At 62.3% G+C, this 16,788-nt stretch carries 21 protein-coding genes; 13 read left to right on the forward strand and 8 right to left on the reverse strand.

Going from position 1 to position 16,788, the window contains the following annotated elements; all coding sequences use genetic code 11:
- Positions 1-70: 70 nt before the first annotated feature.
- Both AC1RRC_RS27690 and cysS read right to left on the reverse strand, forming a co-directional pair.
- Entirely contained in the window at positions 71-718 is a 648-nt protein-coding gene (locus AC1RRC_RS27690; protein ID WP_493058837.1) for a DNA-3-methyladenine glycosylase family protein, read from the reverse strand.
- A gap of 1 nt (position 719) precedes the next feature.
- Complete coding sequence (gene cysS / locus AC1RRC_RS27695) at positions 720-2,111, reverse strand: cysteine--tRNA ligase (protein WP_493058838.1); 1,392 nt, start codon at positions 2,109-2,111, stop codon at positions 720-722.
- Between the two features lie 180 nt (positions 2,112-2,291).
- On the opposite strand from cysS, the gene AC1RRC_RS27700 reads away from it, so the two are divergent.
- From AC1RRC_RS27700 to AC1RRC_RS27710, 3 genes are all read left to right on the forward strand, one after another.
- Entirely contained in the window at positions 2,292-2,936 is a 645-nt protein-coding gene (locus tag AC1RRC_RS27700; RefSeq protein ID WP_493058839.1) for a peptidylprolyl isomerase, read from the forward strand.
- Between the two features lie 93 nt (positions 2,937-3,029).
- On the forward strand, positions 3,030-3,521 hold the full coding sequence (locus tag AC1RRC_RS27705) for a peptidylprolyl isomerase (RefSeq protein WP_493058840.1): 492 nt from the start codon (positions 3,030-3,032) through the stop codon (positions 3,519-3,521).
- A 55-nt stretch (positions 3,522-3,576) separates the two neighbouring features.
- On the forward strand, positions 3,577-4,329 hold the full coding sequence (locus AC1RRC_RS27710) for a UDP-2,3-diacylglucosamine diphosphatase (RefSeq protein ID WP_493058841.1): 753 nt from the start codon (positions 3,577-3,579) through the stop codon (positions 4,327-4,329).
- A 17-nt stretch (positions 4,330-4,346) separates the two neighbouring features.
- Here AC1RRC_RS27710 and AC1RRC_RS27715 read toward each other — a convergent pair whose 3' ends face one another.
- Complete coding sequence (locus AC1RRC_RS27715; RefSeq protein ID WP_493058842.1) at positions 4,347-5,057, reverse strand: CPBP family intramembrane glutamic endopeptidase; 711 nt, start codon at positions 5,055-5,057, stop codon at positions 4,347-4,349.
- Between the two features lie 81 nt (positions 5,058-5,138).
- Here AC1RRC_RS27715 and AC1RRC_RS27720 point away from each other — a divergent pair, with 81 nt between their 5' ends.
- Complete coding sequence (locus AC1RRC_RS27720; RefSeq protein ID WP_493058843.1) at positions 5,139-5,894, forward strand: substrate-binding periplasmic protein; 756 nt, start codon at positions 5,139-5,141, stop codon at positions 5,892-5,894.
- A 12-nt stretch (positions 5,895-5,906) separates the two neighbouring features.
- Here the strand turns inward: AC1RRC_RS27720 and AC1RRC_RS27725 are convergent, their stop codons facing one another.
- Together AC1RRC_RS27725 and AC1RRC_RS27730 are read right to left on the reverse strand one after the other, a co-directional pair.
- Positions 5,907-6,488, reverse strand: a complete 582-nt coding sequence (locus AC1RRC_RS27725; RefSeq protein ID WP_493058844.1) for a DinB family protein — start codon at positions 6,486-6,488, stop codon at positions 5,907-5,909.
- A 10-nt stretch (positions 6,489-6,498) separates the two neighbouring features.
- Positions 6,499-7,086, reverse strand: coding sequence for a DUF1439 domain-containing protein (locus AC1RRC_RS27730; protein ID WP_493058845.1), 588 nt, complete (start codon positions 7,084-7,086; stop codon positions 6,499-6,501).
- A gap of 51 nt (positions 7,087-7,137) precedes the next feature.
- Between AC1RRC_RS27730 and AC1RRC_RS27735 the strand changes: the two genes are divergently transcribed.
- From AC1RRC_RS27735 to AC1RRC_RS27755, 5 genes are all read left to right on the forward strand, one after another.
- On the forward strand, positions 7,138-7,902 hold the full coding sequence (locus AC1RRC_RS27735; RefSeq protein ID WP_493058846.1) for a DUF72 domain-containing protein: 765 nt from the start codon (positions 7,138-7,140) through the stop codon (positions 7,900-7,902).
- 10 nt (positions 7,903-7,912) lie between these two features.
- Positions 7,913-8,725, forward strand: a complete 813-nt coding sequence (locus AC1RRC_RS27740) for a substrate-binding periplasmic protein (protein ID WP_493058847.1) — start codon at positions 7,913-7,915, stop codon at positions 8,723-8,725.
- A 95-nt stretch (positions 8,726-8,820) separates the two neighbouring features.
- Positions 8,821-9,198: a GntR family transcriptional regulator gene (locus AC1RRC_RS27745; RefSeq protein WP_493058848.1), complete on the forward strand. Its 378-nt coding sequence runs from the start codon at positions 8,821-8,823 to the stop codon at positions 9,196-9,198.
- Positions 9,195-10,052: an ABC transporter ATP-binding protein gene (locus tag AC1RRC_RS27750; RefSeq protein ID WP_493058849.1), complete on the forward strand. Its 858-nt coding sequence runs from the start codon at positions 9,195-9,197 to the stop codon at positions 10,050-10,052. The genes AC1RRC_RS27745 and AC1RRC_RS27750 overlap by 4 nt, the downstream gene beginning before the upstream one ends.
- On the forward strand, positions 10,049-11,053 hold the full coding sequence (locus tag AC1RRC_RS27755) for a hypothetical protein (protein ID WP_493058850.1): 1,005 nt from the start codon (positions 10,049-10,051) through the stop codon (positions 11,051-11,053). The genes AC1RRC_RS27750 and AC1RRC_RS27755 overlap by 4 nt, the downstream gene beginning before the upstream one ends.
- Before the next feature lie 6 nt (positions 11,054-11,059).
- On the opposite strand, the gene AC1RRC_RS27760 is transcribed toward AC1RRC_RS27755, so the two are convergent.
- Positions 11,060-11,788, reverse strand: coding sequence for a PAS domain-containing protein (locus AC1RRC_RS27760; protein ID WP_493058851.1), 729 nt, complete (start codon positions 11,786-11,788; stop codon positions 11,060-11,062).
- Between the two features lie 114 nt (positions 11,789-11,902).
- On the opposite strand from AC1RRC_RS27760, the gene AC1RRC_RS27765 reads away from it, so the two are divergent.
- From AC1RRC_RS27765 to AC1RRC_RS27780, 4 genes are read left to right on the forward strand one after another with little or no spacing between them, the layout of a single operon-like run.
- The gene (locus AC1RRC_RS27765) at positions 11,903-12,832 is read left to right on the forward strand and encodes a 4-hydroxyproline epimerase (protein WP_493058852.1); all 930 of its coding nucleotides are present in this window, start codon (positions 11,903-11,905) and stop codon (positions 12,830-12,832) included.
- Between the two features lie 18 nt (positions 12,833-12,850).
- On the forward strand, positions 12,851-13,978 hold the full coding sequence (locus AC1RRC_RS27770; RefSeq protein ID WP_493058853.1) for an NAD(P)/FAD-dependent oxidoreductase: 1,128 nt from the start codon (positions 12,851-12,853) through the stop codon (positions 13,976-13,978).
- The gene (locus AC1RRC_RS27775; RefSeq protein WP_493058854.1) at positions 13,975-14,289 is read left to right on the forward strand and encodes a (2Fe-2S)-binding protein; all 315 of its coding nucleotides are present in this window, start codon (positions 13,975-13,977) and stop codon (positions 14,287-14,289) included. Before AC1RRC_RS27770 ends, AC1RRC_RS27775 begins: the two co-directional genes overlap by 4 nt.
- Entirely contained in the window at positions 14,286-15,554 is a 1,269-nt protein-coding gene (locus AC1RRC_RS27780) for an FAD/NAD(P)-dependent oxidoreductase (protein WP_493058855.1), read from the forward strand. Before AC1RRC_RS27775 ends, AC1RRC_RS27780 begins: the two co-directional genes overlap by 4 nt.
- A 220-nt stretch (positions 15,555-15,774) precedes the next feature.
- Here AC1RRC_RS27780 and AC1RRC_RS27785 read toward each other — a convergent pair whose 3' ends face one another.
- Together AC1RRC_RS27785 and AC1RRC_RS27790 are read right to left on the reverse strand one after the other, a co-directional pair.
- Positions 15,775-16,155: a tautomerase family protein gene (locus tag AC1RRC_RS27785; RefSeq protein WP_493058856.1), complete on the reverse strand. Its 381-nt coding sequence runs from the start codon at positions 16,153-16,155 to the stop codon at positions 15,775-15,777.
- 58 nt (positions 16,156-16,213) lie between these two features.
- Complete coding sequence (locus AC1RRC_RS27790) at positions 16,214-16,783, reverse strand: flavodoxin family protein (protein ID WP_493058857.1); 570 nt, start codon at positions 16,781-16,783, stop codon at positions 16,214-16,216.
- Positions 16,784-16,788: the final 5 nt, after the last annotated feature.

The raw sequence follows: 16,788 nt of genomic DNA on the forward strand, positions 1-16,788 counted from the left end.
ATGCCGTCCTGCCGGCTGGCTGAGCAGCGGGCACGACGGCGAATTGCGTTATTTTACCGGATCGGCGCAGTTATACCGGATCTAAGGACCGCCATAGGTACCACGTTGCGACTGTTCGATAAGGCTCCCAGTTGGCCGACACTTCGCGCGCATCGCTGCGCGAAACCGGCTCGCCTGAGAAGTAATTCTGGCTGATGCCCTGGATCAGACCGGGGTCATCCAGCGGCAAAACATTCGGGCGGAGGAGATTAAATATCAAAAACATCTCCGCTGTCCAGCGGGTAATGCCACGAATTTGCACCAGTTCGGCGATGACGGCCTCGTCATCCATCTGGTCCCACTGCGACGCATGGACTTTTTTCGCCTTGAAATGGTCTGCCAAATCAAGGATGTATTCGGTCTTGCGCTTGGACAGGCCACAGGCCGCCAGCTGGCCGGCGCCGGCCTTCAACACGGCCGACGGCGTAAACTTCGGCACGGCTGCGCGCAAGGTTTGCCAGGCCGCGTCCGCCGCCTTGGCCGTGACTTGCTGCTTGACGATGGAACGCGCCAGGGTGGTAAACGGGTCATCATGACCGACCAGGTGCAGGTCGCCAATTTGAGGAATCAGCTTTTTCATGATGCGGTCGCGCTTCATGAGTTCAGCTTTCGCCTCTTCCCAATACGGCGGCACCGCCGCGGCGCCGGGCACGGCGCCTTCCCTGGAGCTGTTGGCCATATTATGCGCGGCGCCAGTTAGTCGTGCCGTCAGGCTTGTCTTCGAGGACGATGCCGGCCGCGGTCAAGTCTTTGCGGATCTGGTCGGCCGTGGCGAAATCGCGCGACTTCTTGGCTGCGGCACGGGCGGCAATCGCCGTCACGATGGCTGCCTCATCCATGCCGTCACCCTCGCCCACGCCGGCCTGCAGGAATGCCTGCGGTGCGCGCTCCAGCAAGCCAATCACGCCGGCCAATGCTTTCAGCTGGCGCGCCGCCACTGGCGACTTGGTCTTGTTGACTTCAGCGGCCAGGTCGAACAGCGCGGACACCGCGATCGGCGTATTGAAATCGTCGTTCATCGCTTCGGCGAACCGCTGCGCATTGGCTTCATTCCAGTCGAGCGGCTGGCCGTCGCCCTGCACGCCATCGAGCGCCGTGTACAGGCGGGTCAGCGCGCCACGGGCGTCGTCCAGGTGCGCATCCGAGTAATTGAGCGGGCTGCGGTAGTGGGCGCGCAAGATGAAGAAACGCACCACTTCGGCGTCGTATTTCTTCAAGACGTCACGGATCGTGAAGAAATTGCCCAGCGATTTGGACATTTTTTCATTGTCGACACGGACAAAACCATTGTGTATCCAATAATTGGCCAGCGTATGGCCGGACGCGCCTTCCGACTGCGCAATCTCGTTTTCGTGGTGCGGGAATTGCAGGTCCGCGCCGCCGCCGTGGATATCGAACTGTTCGCCCAGCAGCGCGCTGCACATGGCCGAGCACTCGATGTGCCAGCCCGGACGGCCCTTGCCCCACTTCGAATCCCATTTGACTTCGTCCGGCTCGGATTCCTTGGCGGCTTTCCACAGCACGAAGTCCAGCGGATCGCGCTTGCCGGTGTTGACATCAACCCGTTCGCCCGCGCGCAAGTCGTCCAGCGACTTGCCGGACAATTTGCCGTAACCGTCGAAATGGCGCACGGCGTAATTGACGTCGCCATCATCGCCCTGGTACGCCAAACCCTTGGCTTCCAGCTTTTCAATAATGCCCAGCATTTGCGGCACATATTCCGTGGCGCGCGGCACCAGGGTTGGCGGCAAAATGCCCAGCGCCGACGTGTCTTCATCCATGTATTGGGTGAAACGGCTGGTCAGCTGGCCGATGGTTTCGCCGTTTTCCACGGCGCGCTTGATGATCTTGTCGTCGATATCCGTGATGTTGCGCGCATAGGTCACGTCATAGCCGGAAGCTTTCAGCCAGCGGTACACCACGTCGAACGCCATCATCATGCGGCCGTGGCCGATATGGCAGTAATCGTAGATGGTCATGCCGCACACATACATGCGGACTTTGCCTGCTTCCATCGGGACGAATGTTTGCTTCTCGCGCGCCAGCGTGTTGTAAATCTTCAAATTGCTCATCGGACTCTTGTAATTCTCAGGGTCTGCCCCGGGGCTACCGGCAATACAAAAGCGGGCGCGGGGCACATATTTGTGCCGCACCTGCCGATCGCGTACGCCGGGGACTGACAGACCTCAATGGGTGTTTGCTAGAATGGTACGTCGCATCAAGTATAGCACTGTTAATTTTAAGGAAGCCATATGCAAGAGACACGGAGACTGTGGATTAAATCGTTGGGACTGATCGCCGGCGCCGCCCTGTCGGGTTCCGCCCTGGCAGCGGACGCTACTATGCCGCAAGTATCGCTGAAGACCACGGAAGGGGAAATCGTCCTGGAACTGAACCAGGAAAAAGCGCCGAAATCAGTCGCCAACTTCCTGCAATACGTCAAATCCGGCCACTATAACGGCACCATCTTCCACCGTGTCATCGATGGCTTCATGATCCAGACCGGCGGTTATACGGCGGACCTGAAAGGCAAACCCACCCGTCCGCCGATTCCGATTGAATCAAACAACGGCTTGAAAAATGACACCTATAGCGTCGCGATGGCGCGCATGGGTAATCCGAATTCCGCCACTGCGCAATTTTTCATCAATGTCGTCGATAATATCGGCCTCGATTATCCGGGCCAGGATGGCTATGGCTATGCGGTCTTTGGCAAAGTCATCAAGGGTTATGAAGTCGTTAATAAAATCAAGGGCGTGATGGTCGATGACAAGGGCATTTTCCAGAATATCCCGGTGAAACCCATCACGATCACCAAAGCCACGATCCTGAAAAAACCGATCGAACCGGTACCGCCGCCAAACGCGACGCCGCCGGGCGGCATGCCGCCGCAGTAAAATAGCGCATTGGCCTCGCGTCCTGTATAGTCGCGGCGCATAAAAGTAACGCATCAAAGTCACGCATCAAAGACACTTAACCAAGGAATAACCATGACCAAAATCGTCATCAACACCAACCTGGGCAAAATCACCGCTGAACTGGACGCGGAAAAAGCACCGAAAACCGTGGCCAACTTCCTGGCGTACATGAACGCCGGCCACTACGCCAACACCATTTTCCACCGCGTGATCGACGGCTTCATGATCCAAGGCGGCGGCTTTGAGCCAGGCATGAAACAAAAGCCAACCGAAACCACGGTGGAAAACGAAGCGAAAAACGGCCTGAAAAACGAGCCGTACACCCTGGCCATGGCCCGCACCTCGGCGCCGCACTCGGCTTCCGCCCAGTTCTTCATCAACGTGAAAAACAACAGCTTCCTGGACTACCCAGGCCAGGACGGCTGGGGCTACGCGGTGTTCGGTAAAGTCACCGAAGGCACCGACGTGGTCGACGCGATCAAGAAAGTCAAAACCACCCGCTCCGGCATGTTTGCCGACGTGCCGGCGGAAGACGTGATCATCACCAGCATCGAAGCCGCGTAATTCGCCGCATCTGCTCATCATGGCGGGCCCTGCCCGCCATTTTTCTTTGACGGCCATGCCAGCTCCCCTCGCCCTGTTCATCTCCGACCTGCATTTGCAGCCCGCGCAACCCGCGATTACCGCCGCGTTCCATCGATTCATGGAACAGCAGGCGCCCCATGTGCGGCAGTTGTATTTGCTGGGTGATATCTTTGAATACTGGGCAGGCGATGACGACCTCAATGACGCCTACCACCAGGACATCATCGGCGCGATCCGCAAGATCAGCGACGCCGGCATTGCCGTCTTCTGGATCGCCGGCAACCGCGATTTCCTGGCCGGCGATGCGTTTGCCGCGGCGGCGGGGCTGACCCTGTTGCCGGAAACGTGGGTGGCGGAGATCGGCGGCCAGCGCATCGTGCTGCTGCACGGCGATGCGCAGTGCACCGACGACGTCAAATACATGGCGTTCCGCACCCAGGTGCGGCAACCGGCGTGGCAACAGCAATTCCTGACCATGCCGCTGGCGCAGCGCAAGGCCATCATCGCGGGCCTGCGTGAAAACAGCCAGAAGGAACACACGACGAAGTCGTATGAAGTGATGGACGTGACGCCGCAGGCGATTGCCGCCGTGTTCGAACAGACCGGCGCCAGCGTCATGATCCACGGCCATACGCACCGCCCCGCCCTGCACCAGGTTGACGGCACGCGCCGCTATGTGCTGCCGGACTGGGAACCGCAGGCGCAGCCGCCGCGTGGCGGCTGGATTGCCGTGCACGCGGATGGCGCGATCGTGCGCCACGCGCTGGACGGCGCGGTGATCGCGTAATCGTTAACGCGTAAGCATTATCGCGTTACGGTTACCGCGTCGGTGTTCCGCGCGGCGTTTTTCCGGTACACGCTCCAGCCGACACCCAGCGGCGCCGCCGTATGGATCACCATCAGCCACCACAGGCTGCCGGTCCAGACATAGGCCAGCGTGAAAGTAAAGGCCGACACGATGCTGGCAATGAATGGTTTCAAGCCGTTATAGCCGTGCCCGGCGCCATAGGCCAGCGCCGCCAGCGTGACGGCGCCCGCCGTGCCGGTCACCGGCGCCAGCACCAGCAGCAGGAAACCCCGGTACAGCAACTCCCACCCGACGCCGATCAGCACCGCCAGCACGGTGAATACGGACAGTTCGCGCAGCGTGGTGGGCATGTCTTTTTGCGCCAGCATCTCGGCATCGCTTTTCGCGCGCTTTTCCGGCGACATGCGGCGCTCGTACAGTTCGCCCGCCACCAGCAATGCAACCACGCCGGCCACCGCCGCCGCCAATCCCCATTGACCGGCCGTACTTGGCGGCCACGCGACGCCCATTTGTTGCGCCGTATAGCCGGACCACAGCGCGCACGCTGCCAGCGCCAGCAACAACAGCACCAGGCGGGTGATATTCGACAGGTACATCGTCATGCGGGGACGGTCGCGCGGAGGCTGTCGGCTGCGCCAAATGGCCTGTGCCGGCAAGACCAGCAACAGGTACAGTGTCAACAGCAATTCAGGCAGCGTCAGTGTCATTGAGCCTCTCGTCTAGACAATTTAAAGTGGAGCAAGCCTGGCGATATATAATTCACCCAGTTCAGTTTTCAAGTCCCGTCCATGAAATCCGGTTTATTTGCCGTGCTGCCGTTGCTGGCGATTCCGGCCTTCGCCAATGAAGCTGCGGCATCCGCTCCCATTACCGTGTCCTGGCGTGAAAAGCCTCCGTACTATTACACGGAAGATGGCGTGGAAAAAGGATTCATGCTGGCGTACGGTAAAGACGTGTTTGCCGCCGCAGGCATCGATGCGCGTTTTGTGCGTGAGCCGCAAAAACGCATCTGGACCAATTTCGAACTGCGCAAACCGAATTACTGTTCGCTGTCGTGGTACCGCTTGCCGGAACGCGAAGCCATCGCACAATTCTCGATTTCCGTCTACACCGACCCGCCCCATACCGTGCTGGTGTCCCCGGCCGCCGCCGCCAAGGTGCAGGCCCATCCCTCGCTGGCATCGCTGCTGGCCGACCCGGAACTCACATTGGGCATGGTCGATGGCGTGTCGTATGGCGCCGACCTGGACGAGCGCATCGCCAAGGCGGGCAACCAGACCATGCGCCGCACGGTGAGCACCACCAACATGATCCAGATGCTGGCCGCCAACCGTTTCCATTACATGCTGGCGGACCGCAACGACTGGGGCCACATGCGCGCCCATTACAAGGAAATGGCGTCCGTGGTCCAATACGACGTGCCGGACTTGCCGGCCGGCCTGAAGCGCTACATCCTGTGCAGCCGCGCCGTGCCGCCCTCCGTCATCGAGCGCCTGAACCAGGCCATCCGCGCACTGCCGAAACCCGCCACACCGTACAAATAATCCTGGGTGGGCTCAGCCCCAGATCATGGATTCAGTCCAGCCCAGTTCCCGGAAATCGTCTTCCCGCAAATCCGCTTCGCCGGCGCTGAAGAATTCATCGAGTTGCGGCGGCGCCACCGGCGTGCCGGACAACATCGCGTGCACCTGCCCCCGGTGATGCGTCTGATGCTGGAACAGGTGGGCCAGCAAGCGGTGCCGCCGGTCGCGCTGCACTTCACCCGTGCGCAAGATCGTCACCGTGCGGTTCAAGTCTTCATCCTTCATTTGGCGGCAATAGTCGATCAGGCGCCGGTCCGCGTCGCGCTGTTCGGCGCGCACTTCCACGCAAGTCGCGCAGGGTTCGTCCTTGGCAAAAAAGCTCAGGTAATTGGGATGCGGCTCCCGCCCTTCCAGTTCGCGCTCCAGCGCATCGATATAAAACCAGTCGACCGTCAGGATATGGTTCAGCGTCGCCTTGATCGATGGAAAAAAGCTGGTGCGCGGCGCTTCGAACTCGGCTTGCGTCAACTGCAGGCACGCTTTCAGCAGGCGGTGATTGGCCCACGCATTGTTGTACGCGTGGGTCAGCAGGTGGTGCGACAACGTGGGCGCCATGGTCACTCCTTTATCTGGCTGGTTCCAGCACCAGCACCAGCGCGGTCGGCGTGGTGCGGATGGCCACCGGCACCAACTGGATGCCGGCAAAGCGCAAGTCTTCCGGCTTGTAACTGTACACCGGCACGTCACGGATCAGTTTATCGGCCAGGATGTTGGCGGCGCCGGCCACTTGCCGCTGCTGGGATTCGCCCATGCCATCGACGGCAAAGCGGTCCACCTGCGCATCGGACAGGAATACGGCATTGCGCACGTTGTCCACCACCAGGCGGCCGGAAATGGCCAGGCTGCCGCGCCACGACTGGCGCACCAGGATCGGCGACACGGTCAGGTCTGCCGACAAAGCGATACGATCATTGTCGCGCAAGGTCATGATCTGCGGATTGGCGAGCTGAATATCGAACACACTCAATGCCCGGTGCCGCACCGGAAAGTGCCTGCCCATGCTGGCCTGCAGCTTTTCCAGCGGGATTTCCACCTGGCGCGGGCCGGACAATCCGGCACAGGACACCAGCATGGCGGCTACGGCGGGGATCGCAGCAAGTTTCAACAAGCGCGCGCACAAGTCGCGGCGGGTATTACGATTCGAGGCAGTCATGAGTACAATCCGGGCTGGCAAGTGAATTAGCGGGCTACAGTGTAGGCGAGTATGCGGAAAGGAAACAAGATGGCGGTGGCGCACATCGGCTGTGCAGGCTGGTCAATACCGAAGACGGCCGCCATGGCGTTCCCGATCGGCGGCACGCATCTGGAACGCTATGCCGCCGTGTTCAACGCGGTGGAAATCAATTCCTCGTTTTACCGCCCCCATCAAACCGCCACCTATGCGCGCTGGGCCGCCAGCGTGCCGGCCCCCTTCCGCTTCTCCGTCAAAGCGCCCCGCACCATGACGCATATCCACCACTTGCAGGATGGCGAAGCGCCGATGGCGCGCTTTGCCGATGAAGTGGCGGGACTCGGGGAAAAGCTCGGTTGCGTCCTGCTGCAATTCCCGCCCTCGCTGATGTTCGACCCGGTGGCGGCCGGTTCCTTTTTCGCGCTGGCGCGGCGCCATTTCAGCGGCACCATGGTGGCCTGCGAAGGCCGCCACCCGACCTGGTTTTCCGAGACCGCCACCAGCGTGTTGCGCGAACACGGCATCACGCGCGTGATTGCCGATCCGCCCGCCGGGCAGCCGGATCCGCATGTCGCCACCACCAAGAGCACGTATTTGCGGCTGCATGGCGCGCCGCGCGTGTATTACTCGCCGTATGGCCCGGAAGATATCGACTGGGCGGCCCGCATCCTGGCCGGACGCCTGAAGGCGGGCCACGACGCCTGGTGCATCTTCGACAACACGGCCGAAGGCCATGCGATGCCGAACGCCGTCTCCCTTCTGCAACGCCTGGATGATCTTTCGGCCCGGCGAATATAAACTGGCTTGCATGCCACTCTTCATTCAACCCGGCAAGAGCCTCTTGCTTGCGATGCGCCCCGTGCAACGGCGCGGGCATCGCCCGGCCATCCGCGCCGCCGCAATTGGCGCCTGCCTGGTCTTCTTCGCGGCGCCGGCCCGCGCCGCGGATCCGCTGATACTCGGTTTCGTGGCGCGTCCCGGCCTGGCGGAAATCATCGATGGGAAACCGGCCGGAACGTATTTCCCGACCGCCGTGGCCGCGGCGGAAAAAGCCGGGTTTGCCATCACCCTGCAGGCGGTCTCGCAAATGCGCCTGATGGCGCAAGTCCAGAGCGGCACGCCGAACTATTGCGCAGTGGGCATTTTCGTCACGCCCGAACGGCAAACGTTCAGCAAATTCACCTTGCCGATCTACCGCACGCCGCGCTTTGTCGTCATCGCCACGCGCGGCAAAGACAGCGATATCCGCCGGCACAAGACCTTCATGTCGCTGATCGCCGACCGGCAAATCCGCATGGGCCTGATTGAAGGCTATTCGTTAGGCAATACGCTCGATCCGCTGATCGCGGCCATGCGCGGCAATGTGGATCGCTACGTCGGCACGTTCGACCAGGGCTTTACCAAGATCCAGGCCGGCCGCTTCGATTACATGATCGGCTTCGCCGACGAATTCGACAACTGGGTCGGCCGCACTGGCGCCAACCGCGAGGCCTTCAGCAAAATCGACTTCCCCGACGTGCTTGACGGCGTGTACCGCCACCTCATGTGCAGCCGCGCAGTCGATGACGCCGCCATCGAGCGGCTCAACGCGGCCATCCAGTCCCTGATCCCCCACCCGTAATCCCGCTTTCACAAAAACCCGTTTGACCGTCTTTGATTTAGTGTTATAGTTCACTACAACACCACTTCATCACATCACCAGTGAAGGAAACATGTATGTGGAATGACAACACGCCGATCTATCGCCAGCTCAAGGAGCGGGTCATCGGCATGATGCTCGACGGTTTATTGAAACCCGGCGACGCCCTGCCCTCGGTCCGCCAGATCGCGGCTGATTTTCAATTAAATCCCATCACCGTCTCGAAGGCGTACCAGGAACTGGTCGACGATGCGCTGGTGGAAAAACGAAGGGGATTAGGTATGTACGTAACGGAAGGAGCACCGGAAAAACTGCTGGCCAGTGAACGCGACCGCTTCCTCAGTGAAGAATGGCCGGCCATGCTGGAGCGCATCCGCCGCCTGGGGCTGGACCTGGAACAATTGCTGCGCACCGGCGGGTCCAGGCCCGAGGTGCCGCCGGGAGCGCCGGCATGAGCGCCCTGATCACCGCCCGCAACCTGACCAAGCGTTATGGCAAGCATGTGGCGCTCGACCAGGCCAGTTTCGATGTGCAGCCGGGCCGCATCGTCGGTCTGATCGGCCCCAATGGCTCGGGCAAAACCACGACCCTGAAAGCCATGCTGGGCCTGACGCAGTTCGAAGGCGAATTGTCGGTGCTGGGCATGGACCCGCGCACCCACCGCGATGAACTGATGCGCGACGTGTGCTTCATAGCCGACGTGGCGATCCTGCCGCGCTGGATGAAGGTCAAGGATGCGGTGGACTTCGTCGAAGGCGTCCACCCGCGCTTCAATCGCGCCAAGGCCGAACGCTACCTGGCCAACACCAAGCTCGAGCCGCAGATGAAGGTCAAGACCATGTCCAAGGGCATGATCGTGCAACTGCATCTGGCGCTGGTGATGGCGATCGACGCCAAACTGCTGGTGCTGGACGAGCCGACCCTGGGCCTGGACATCCTGTACCGCAAGCAGTTTTACCAGCACCTGCTGGAAGATTATTTCGATGAAGAACGCACCATCATCATCACCACGCACCAGATCGAAGAAGTGGAAAACCTGCTGACGGACTTGCTGTTCATCCGCGACGGCAAGATCACGCTGGCGGCATCCATGGAAGAAATCGGCGACCGCTATACGGAAGTCATGGTCGAACCGCAGTACATCCATGCCGCCAATGCGCTGGCGCCGCTGACCCAACGCAGCGTATTCGGCAAGGCCGTGATGCTGTTTGACGGCGCCTCGCGCACGCAGCTGGAAAAATTCGGCGAAATCCGCACACCCAGCGTGGCGGACCTGTTCGTCGCAACGATGAAGGGGACCTACGAATGAACACGAAACTAACGTCAGCCAACCCAGCGACAGCGCACCTGACCACCATGCAGTGGCTGCTGCGCCGCGAAGTATGGGAACACAAGGGCATGGTGATGTGGGCGCCGGCGGTGGTGGCGCTGATCATCATCACGCTGGTGCTGGGAGGCTTGCTGCTGGGGCACAACCTGACCATGACCATGGATGGCCATGCCGTACATGTGAAGGAGCACCTGCTCGAACACATGCTGCAGCCGGGTGCGAAGCAGGAATTCGCCCGGGCCGCATCGGAAATGTATGTGGCCATCGGCGTGCCGCTGTACCTGGAACTGGGCGTGCTGGTGTTCTTCTACTGCCTCGGCGCGCTGTATGACGACCGCCGCGACCGCAGCCTGCTGTTCTGGAAATCGCTGCCGGTATCGGACCAGATGACGGTCATGTCGAAGGTCGCGGTGGCGCTGGTGGTGACGCCTGTCATCACGATGATGGCGGCGACGGTCCTGTCGCTGGCGGTGATCTTGCTGGTCTGCACGGCGGCGGCGTTCCAGGGTGTACAACTGTTCGGCACCTTGCTGACGACCGGCGAGTTTTACCTGGCGCCGCTGCGCATGTTCGGCCTGCTGCCGGTGTACATGCTGTGGGCCTTGCCAACCGTCGGCTGGCTGCTGCTGGTGTCGAGCTGGGCCCGCTCCAAGGTGTTCCTGTGGGCGGTCGGCGTGCCGCTGGGCGTCGGCGTGCTGGTGGCGTGGACCAGCAAGATCTTTGCGCTGGAGTGGAACATCGGCTGGTTCATGCAACACGTGGTGGCGCGCCTGCTGACCGGCGTGGCGCCCGGCTCGTGGTTCATGTATGTGCGTCCGGCGTCGCTGGAAGGCAAAGAGGAAGGCCGCATGGGCGCCGCGGAATTGCTGTTCGATTCGTGGGCGTCGCTGTCGTCGCCGGTGGTGTGGGCCGGCGCGGTGGCCGGCGTGGCGATGATTGCCGGCGCCGTGTGGATGCGGCGCTGGCGCGAAGAAGTGTAATCTTTCCTACTTGTCTTTCAACATCTGACGGTACTGGGTGGGCGTCACGCCCACCGTGGCGCGGAACTGGCGGGTGAAAGCGCTGTGGTCACTGTAGCCACAGGCCAGCGCGATCTCCGCCACGCTGCTTTCGCCGCCCAGCATGCGCGACGCCGCCTCGAGCCGGGTCTTGATGATGACCTGGCGCGGCGTCAGCTGGTAAATCCGCAGGAAATAGCGCTCCAGCTGGGCCACCGACATGTTGGCGATCGCCGCCAGTTCCGGCAGCAGCAAGGGCTGGTCAAACCGTTCCTGGATCTTGCGCACCGCATCGGCCACCTTGTGGTAGGCGGAATTTTTGCTGTCTTCCATCGCCAGGTCGCGGGAAATCCCGGCCAGGCCGATAATCTGGCCGCTGCTATCGCGCAACGGCGTCTTGCGGGTCAGGCACCAGCCCGGATCGCGGTTCGGATACAGGTGCAGTTCCAGCTGGTCGTCCAGCTCGCCCTTCCCCGCCAGCACCGCCATATCCTGGGCCAGGTAATTCTGGCCGTAAGGATGGGCAAACACTTCCGCCGACGTCTTCCCCAGCAGCGCCTGCTTGGTTTTCACGCCGCAGCGTTTCACCAGGGTCTGGTTCACCACCACATAGCGTCCCTGCGCATCCTTGACGAAAAAAACCACATCCGGCAGCGCATCAAACAAGTGTTCAGAAAAGAACACATCCGAAATCCGCGATTTATCAAAAGTATCCATAGGCCGATTCTCGCACATACAGTGGGGCGAAAACACAATTGTGCAGATTTCGTCATTTTAGGTGCGCAGCAACCGCAAGACGGATGCAATCAGCAAGCCTACAATCCTTACATCATGAAAACGATCTCCATCATTGACTCCCACACCGGCGGTGAACCCACCCGCCTGGTGACCGACGGCGGCCCGGACCTGGGCCATGGTCCCCTGTCCGTTCGCCTGGAGCGGCTGCGCCGCGACCACGACCACTTCCGCTCCGCCGTCGTATGCGAACCGCGCGGCTCGGACGTGCTGGTCGGCGCGCTGCTGTGCGAACCCGATGCGCCGGACTGCGCCGCCGGCGTCATCTTCTTCAACAATGTCGGCTACCTCGGCATGTGCGGCCATGGCACCATCGGCCTGGTGGCGTCGCTGGCGTTCATGGGCAAGATCGGCCCCGGCAAGCACCGCATCGATACGCCGGTGGGCGTGGTCGAAGCCGAACTGCACGTGGATGGCAAAGTCACGGTGGAAAACGTGCCGGCCCGCCGCACCCGCCACAACGTCGCTGTTACTGTGCCGGGCTATGGCCCGGTGACGGGTGATGTGGCCTGGGGCGGCAACTGGTTCTTCCTGGCGGCCGACCATGGCCAGACCCTGGTGGTGTCGAATGCCGGCAAGCTGACCGCCTACGCCTCGGCCCTGCGCCAGGCGCTGCTGGACGCCGGCGTCACCGGCGACGACGGCGCGGAAATCGACCACATCGAACTGTTTGCCGACACCACCGAAGCGGACAGCCGCAATTTCGTGCTGTGCCCCGGCCATGCGTATGACCGTTCGCCGTGCGGCACCGGCACCAGCGCCAAGCTGGCGTGCCTGGCGGCCGACGGCAAACTGCTGGAAGGCGCCGTCTGGCGCCAGGAAAGCATCGTCGGCAGTATTTTTGAAGGTTCGTACCGGCGTGACGGCGATTTGCTGATCCCGTCCATCACGGGCCAGGCCTGGGTCAACGCGCAGGCAACGCTGATCCTCAACCCGACCGACCCGCTGGTCTGGGGCATCCGCTAATTTTCAGGCAGCACGGACATGACGACAGACGTATTGATCATCGGCGCCGGCATCATCGGCGCGGCCTGTGCGGAAGCACTGGCCGCGCGCGGAGTGCAGGTGACCATCATTGAACAGGATGCGATCGGTTCGGGCGCCACGGCGGCCGGCATGGGGCACCTGGTCGTGATGGACGACAATGCCGCGGAACTGGCGCTGTCGTCGTATTCGCTGGCGCTGTGGCGGGAATTCGTCGGCGCCGCGCCGGCCCGCCATGAATACAGCCGCTGCGGCACCATCTGGGTGGCCGCCGACGGCGAAGAGATGGATGCGGCGCGCGCCAAGGGCGAGATCCTCAATGCCAACGGCATTCCCTGCTCGCTGCTCAACGCGGCCGCCCTGTACGAACGGGAACCGGCGCTGCGTCCGGGCCTGGCGGGCGGCTTGCTGGTATCGGGCGATGCCTTGGTTTATCCGCCGAAAAGCGCGCGCATCCTGCTCGAGCGCGCCACCGCCAACGGTGCGCGACTGGTGATGGGCAAGGTGTCGTCCTTGCTTGACGGCGGCGTGCAACTGGCGGACGGGCGCGAATTGCGCGCCGGCGCCGTGGTGCTGGCGTGCGGTGCGCGCAGCGCTGCGCTGTTGCCGGAACTGCCGGTACAGCCAAAGAAAGGCCATGTGGCCATTACCGACCGCTATCCGGGTTTCATCCGGCACCAGCTGGTGGAACTGGGTTACATCAAGAGCGCCCACGCGTCCAGCGGCGATTCGGTGGCCTTCAATTTGCAGCCCCGTCCCACCGGACAAATCCTGATCGGGTCGTCGCGCCAGTTCGGCACCAGCGACCCAGCGGTGGAACCGGCCATCATGGCGCGCATGCTGCGCCATGCGGCCAGCTTTACGCCGGCGCTGGCCGGACTGAATTTGCTGCGCTGCTGGACCGGCATGCGCGCCGCCAGCCCGGATGGCTTGCCGCTGGTCGGCCCGCATCCGCGCCGTCCCGGCCTGTGGCTGGCCACCGGCCACGAAGGCCTTGGCATCACGACGTCGCTGGCCACCGCGCACTTGCTGGCGGCCCAGTTGTTGAACGAGCGCCCGGCCATTGCGGCGGAACCTTACCTGCCGGCCCGCTTTGCGGCCTTGGCCAATCACGGAGGTGTGCAATGAACGGCGTCGCCGAAGCGCTGGTGGAAGCCATCACGCCACAGACCAACCTGAATGCGGTGATCGTGCTGGTCGACGGCCACGCTGTCGCGGTGCCGGTCGGCAGCACGGTGATTGCCGCCATCGCCCATGCCCAGGACACGGTGCTGACACGCCTCTCCGTTTCCGGCAAGCCGCGCGGACCGGTGTGCGGCATGGGAATTTGCCAGGAATGCCGCGTGACCATCGACGGCCGCGCGCACCAGCTGTCATGCCAGACCCTGTGCGAACCCGGCATGGAAGTGCGCACCGCCGCATGGGAGGCACGCAAATGAAAACGGCTTACGACATCCTGGTGATCGGCGCCGGCCCGGCCGGTCTGGCGGCGGCGCATGCCGCGGCCCATGCCGATCCGCTGCTGTCGATTGCCATCGTCGATGACAACCCGGCGTCCGGCGGCCAGATCTGGCGCGGCGGCGCGCAGCATCAGCAAGATGAGCGAGCCCGCCTGCTGTGGCGCGAATTGCATGCGGCGCAAAACGTGGTGTTCATTCACCAGGCACGCGTGCTGTATGCGCCGGAACCTGGTGCACTGCTGGTGCAAACGCCATCGAAGGCACTGACCCTGCGCTATCAGCGCCTGGTGCTGGCGACCGGCGCGCGCGAACTGTTGCTGCCCTTCCCCGGCTGGACGTTACCTGGTGTGACGGGCGCCGGTGGTTTGCAGGCGCTGGCCAAGGGCGGCTATCCGCTCGATGGCAAGCGCGTGGTGGTGGCGGGTTCCGGCCCGCTGCTGCTGGCGGTGGCCGCGACCCTGGCGGAAAAAGGCGCGCAGGTGCAAGCCATTGTGGAACAGGCCGACAACACCAGCCTGGCGCGCTTTGCACTGGGCTTGCTGGCGACGCCATCGAAAATTGTTCAGGCCTTGCAACTGCAGGGCCGCCTGAAAAGCATCCCGTATTTACGCGGCAGCCATGTGATGGCCGCCGTGAGCAATACCGACGGTACCGCCGTCCGTGCCGCCATGGTACGGACCGGCGGCCGCGAAACCGAAATCCCCTGCGATTACCTCGCATGCGGCTACGGACTGGTTCCCAACCCGGAACTGGCCCTGGCACTGGGCTGCGCCACAAGCGCAGACGCCGGTTCCATTAGCGCCGATGCGTGGCAGCAGACTAATATGCCCGGTATTTATGTGGCTGGCGAAGGCACCGGCGTGGGCGGTGTGGACAAGGCGCTGGTGGAAGGCCGCATTGCCGGACTGTGCGCGGCCGGCAAGCGCGAACAAGCCGAATCCCACTTTGCCGAACGCGCCCGCTGGCGCGCTTTTGCGGCACGCCTCGCGCGCGCCTTTGCCATCCAACCCGCGATCCTGGCACTGGCCGATGACAATACCATCGTGTGCCGTTGTGAAGACGTGTCCCACGGCGAACTGCGCTGCCATACCACGTGGCGCAGCGCCAAACTGCAAACGCGCTGCGGCATGGGCCCCTGCCAGGGCCGCGTCTGCGGCGGCGCCACCGGCGCCTTGTACGGCTGGCGCCCGGACACCGTGCGCGTGCCGCTGTCGCCGGCGCGCGTGGAAAGCATCATCTTTTGACACCGCCGCCATCTGGCCGGGTCAGGCAAGATCCCTGTAGTGCCTGTTGTACCAGCTGTACCTGAAGTAGCTGTAGTAACTGAAGTAGCTGTTGTAACTGTCGTACTCCGTTGTAACTGTAGTGCCACGTAGTGAGTTAGTGCTTTTGCTGTCTTGCGCAGCGCAGGCCACGCGGAAATCCCCTCCCGCGTGGTGTGCGCTGCGTTTTTTTTTGTTGTGGTCAGGTATGGATCAGGCGGCCGCCGCCAAATGACCAGTTTTCCCAGGTGGTCTCCTTGAAGCAGACCATCACGTTTTCCGGATTCAATCCCTGCGCCGACAGGCTGGCCATTAATTCCTCGAGCAGCTTTTTCTTCACCTTGACGCTGCGTCCGGCTGACCACAGTATTTCTATCAAAACGAAGTCGCTGGTCCGTGGCGAGCTGAGATCGGGGTAATGGGCATCGAAGCGGAAATCCGCTTCATCCAGTTCCAGCACACGGTGAAACCTGTCGGTGGGCGGCACGCCCGACGACACCAGCGCCGCGTGGACGGCTTCCAGAATGCCAGCCTTGAATTCGCTGGATTTCGGCTTACGAACAGTCAATGTAACGAGCGGCATGTAATCTCCTGATGTATAGGGGCGGTGCATGCCGCCGATTGTAGCTGCGAATTCGACATCACGCCGCGCCTCCCAGCCGCAGCAAGGTCTGTGCGAAATGCCGGCCAAACAGATGGGCTGTCTTGATATCACCCGGCGCAAACGCATCGGCCGGCGCGCCATGTTCGGCCTGCGCCATCAGGCCGGACCACGAACCAAGGCGGTTGGCGGCTTCGTCATATGGCACACCCGCATGCTGCTCCGGCACGATTGGATTACCCACCCACAGCATGCCATGCTGCATGGCGAACACGAACATTGACATCAATGTGGATTGCTTGTCGCCCGCGGGCAGCGACGATACCGTGAAGCCCGCCGCCAGCTTGCCTTTCAATGCCTGCATGCGCCACATCTTGCCGGTCGCATCCATGCAGGTCTTGAACACGCCGCTGACGCCGCCGAGGTATGTGGGCGAACCGAAGACGATGCCGTCGTAATCCTGCAGCAGTTGCGGCGACCGGGCCACCTCTTCCGCCGTCAGCAATTCCGCGTCAATGCCCGGCGCCTGCGGCACGCCTTCCGCAACCTGCATGGCAATGTATTTCGTGTGCCCGTGGGCACTGTGATAAACGATGGCGATCTTTTTCATGCAAG

This window comes from Pseudoduganella sp. GW821-FHT12E03 (assembly GCF_058807115.1).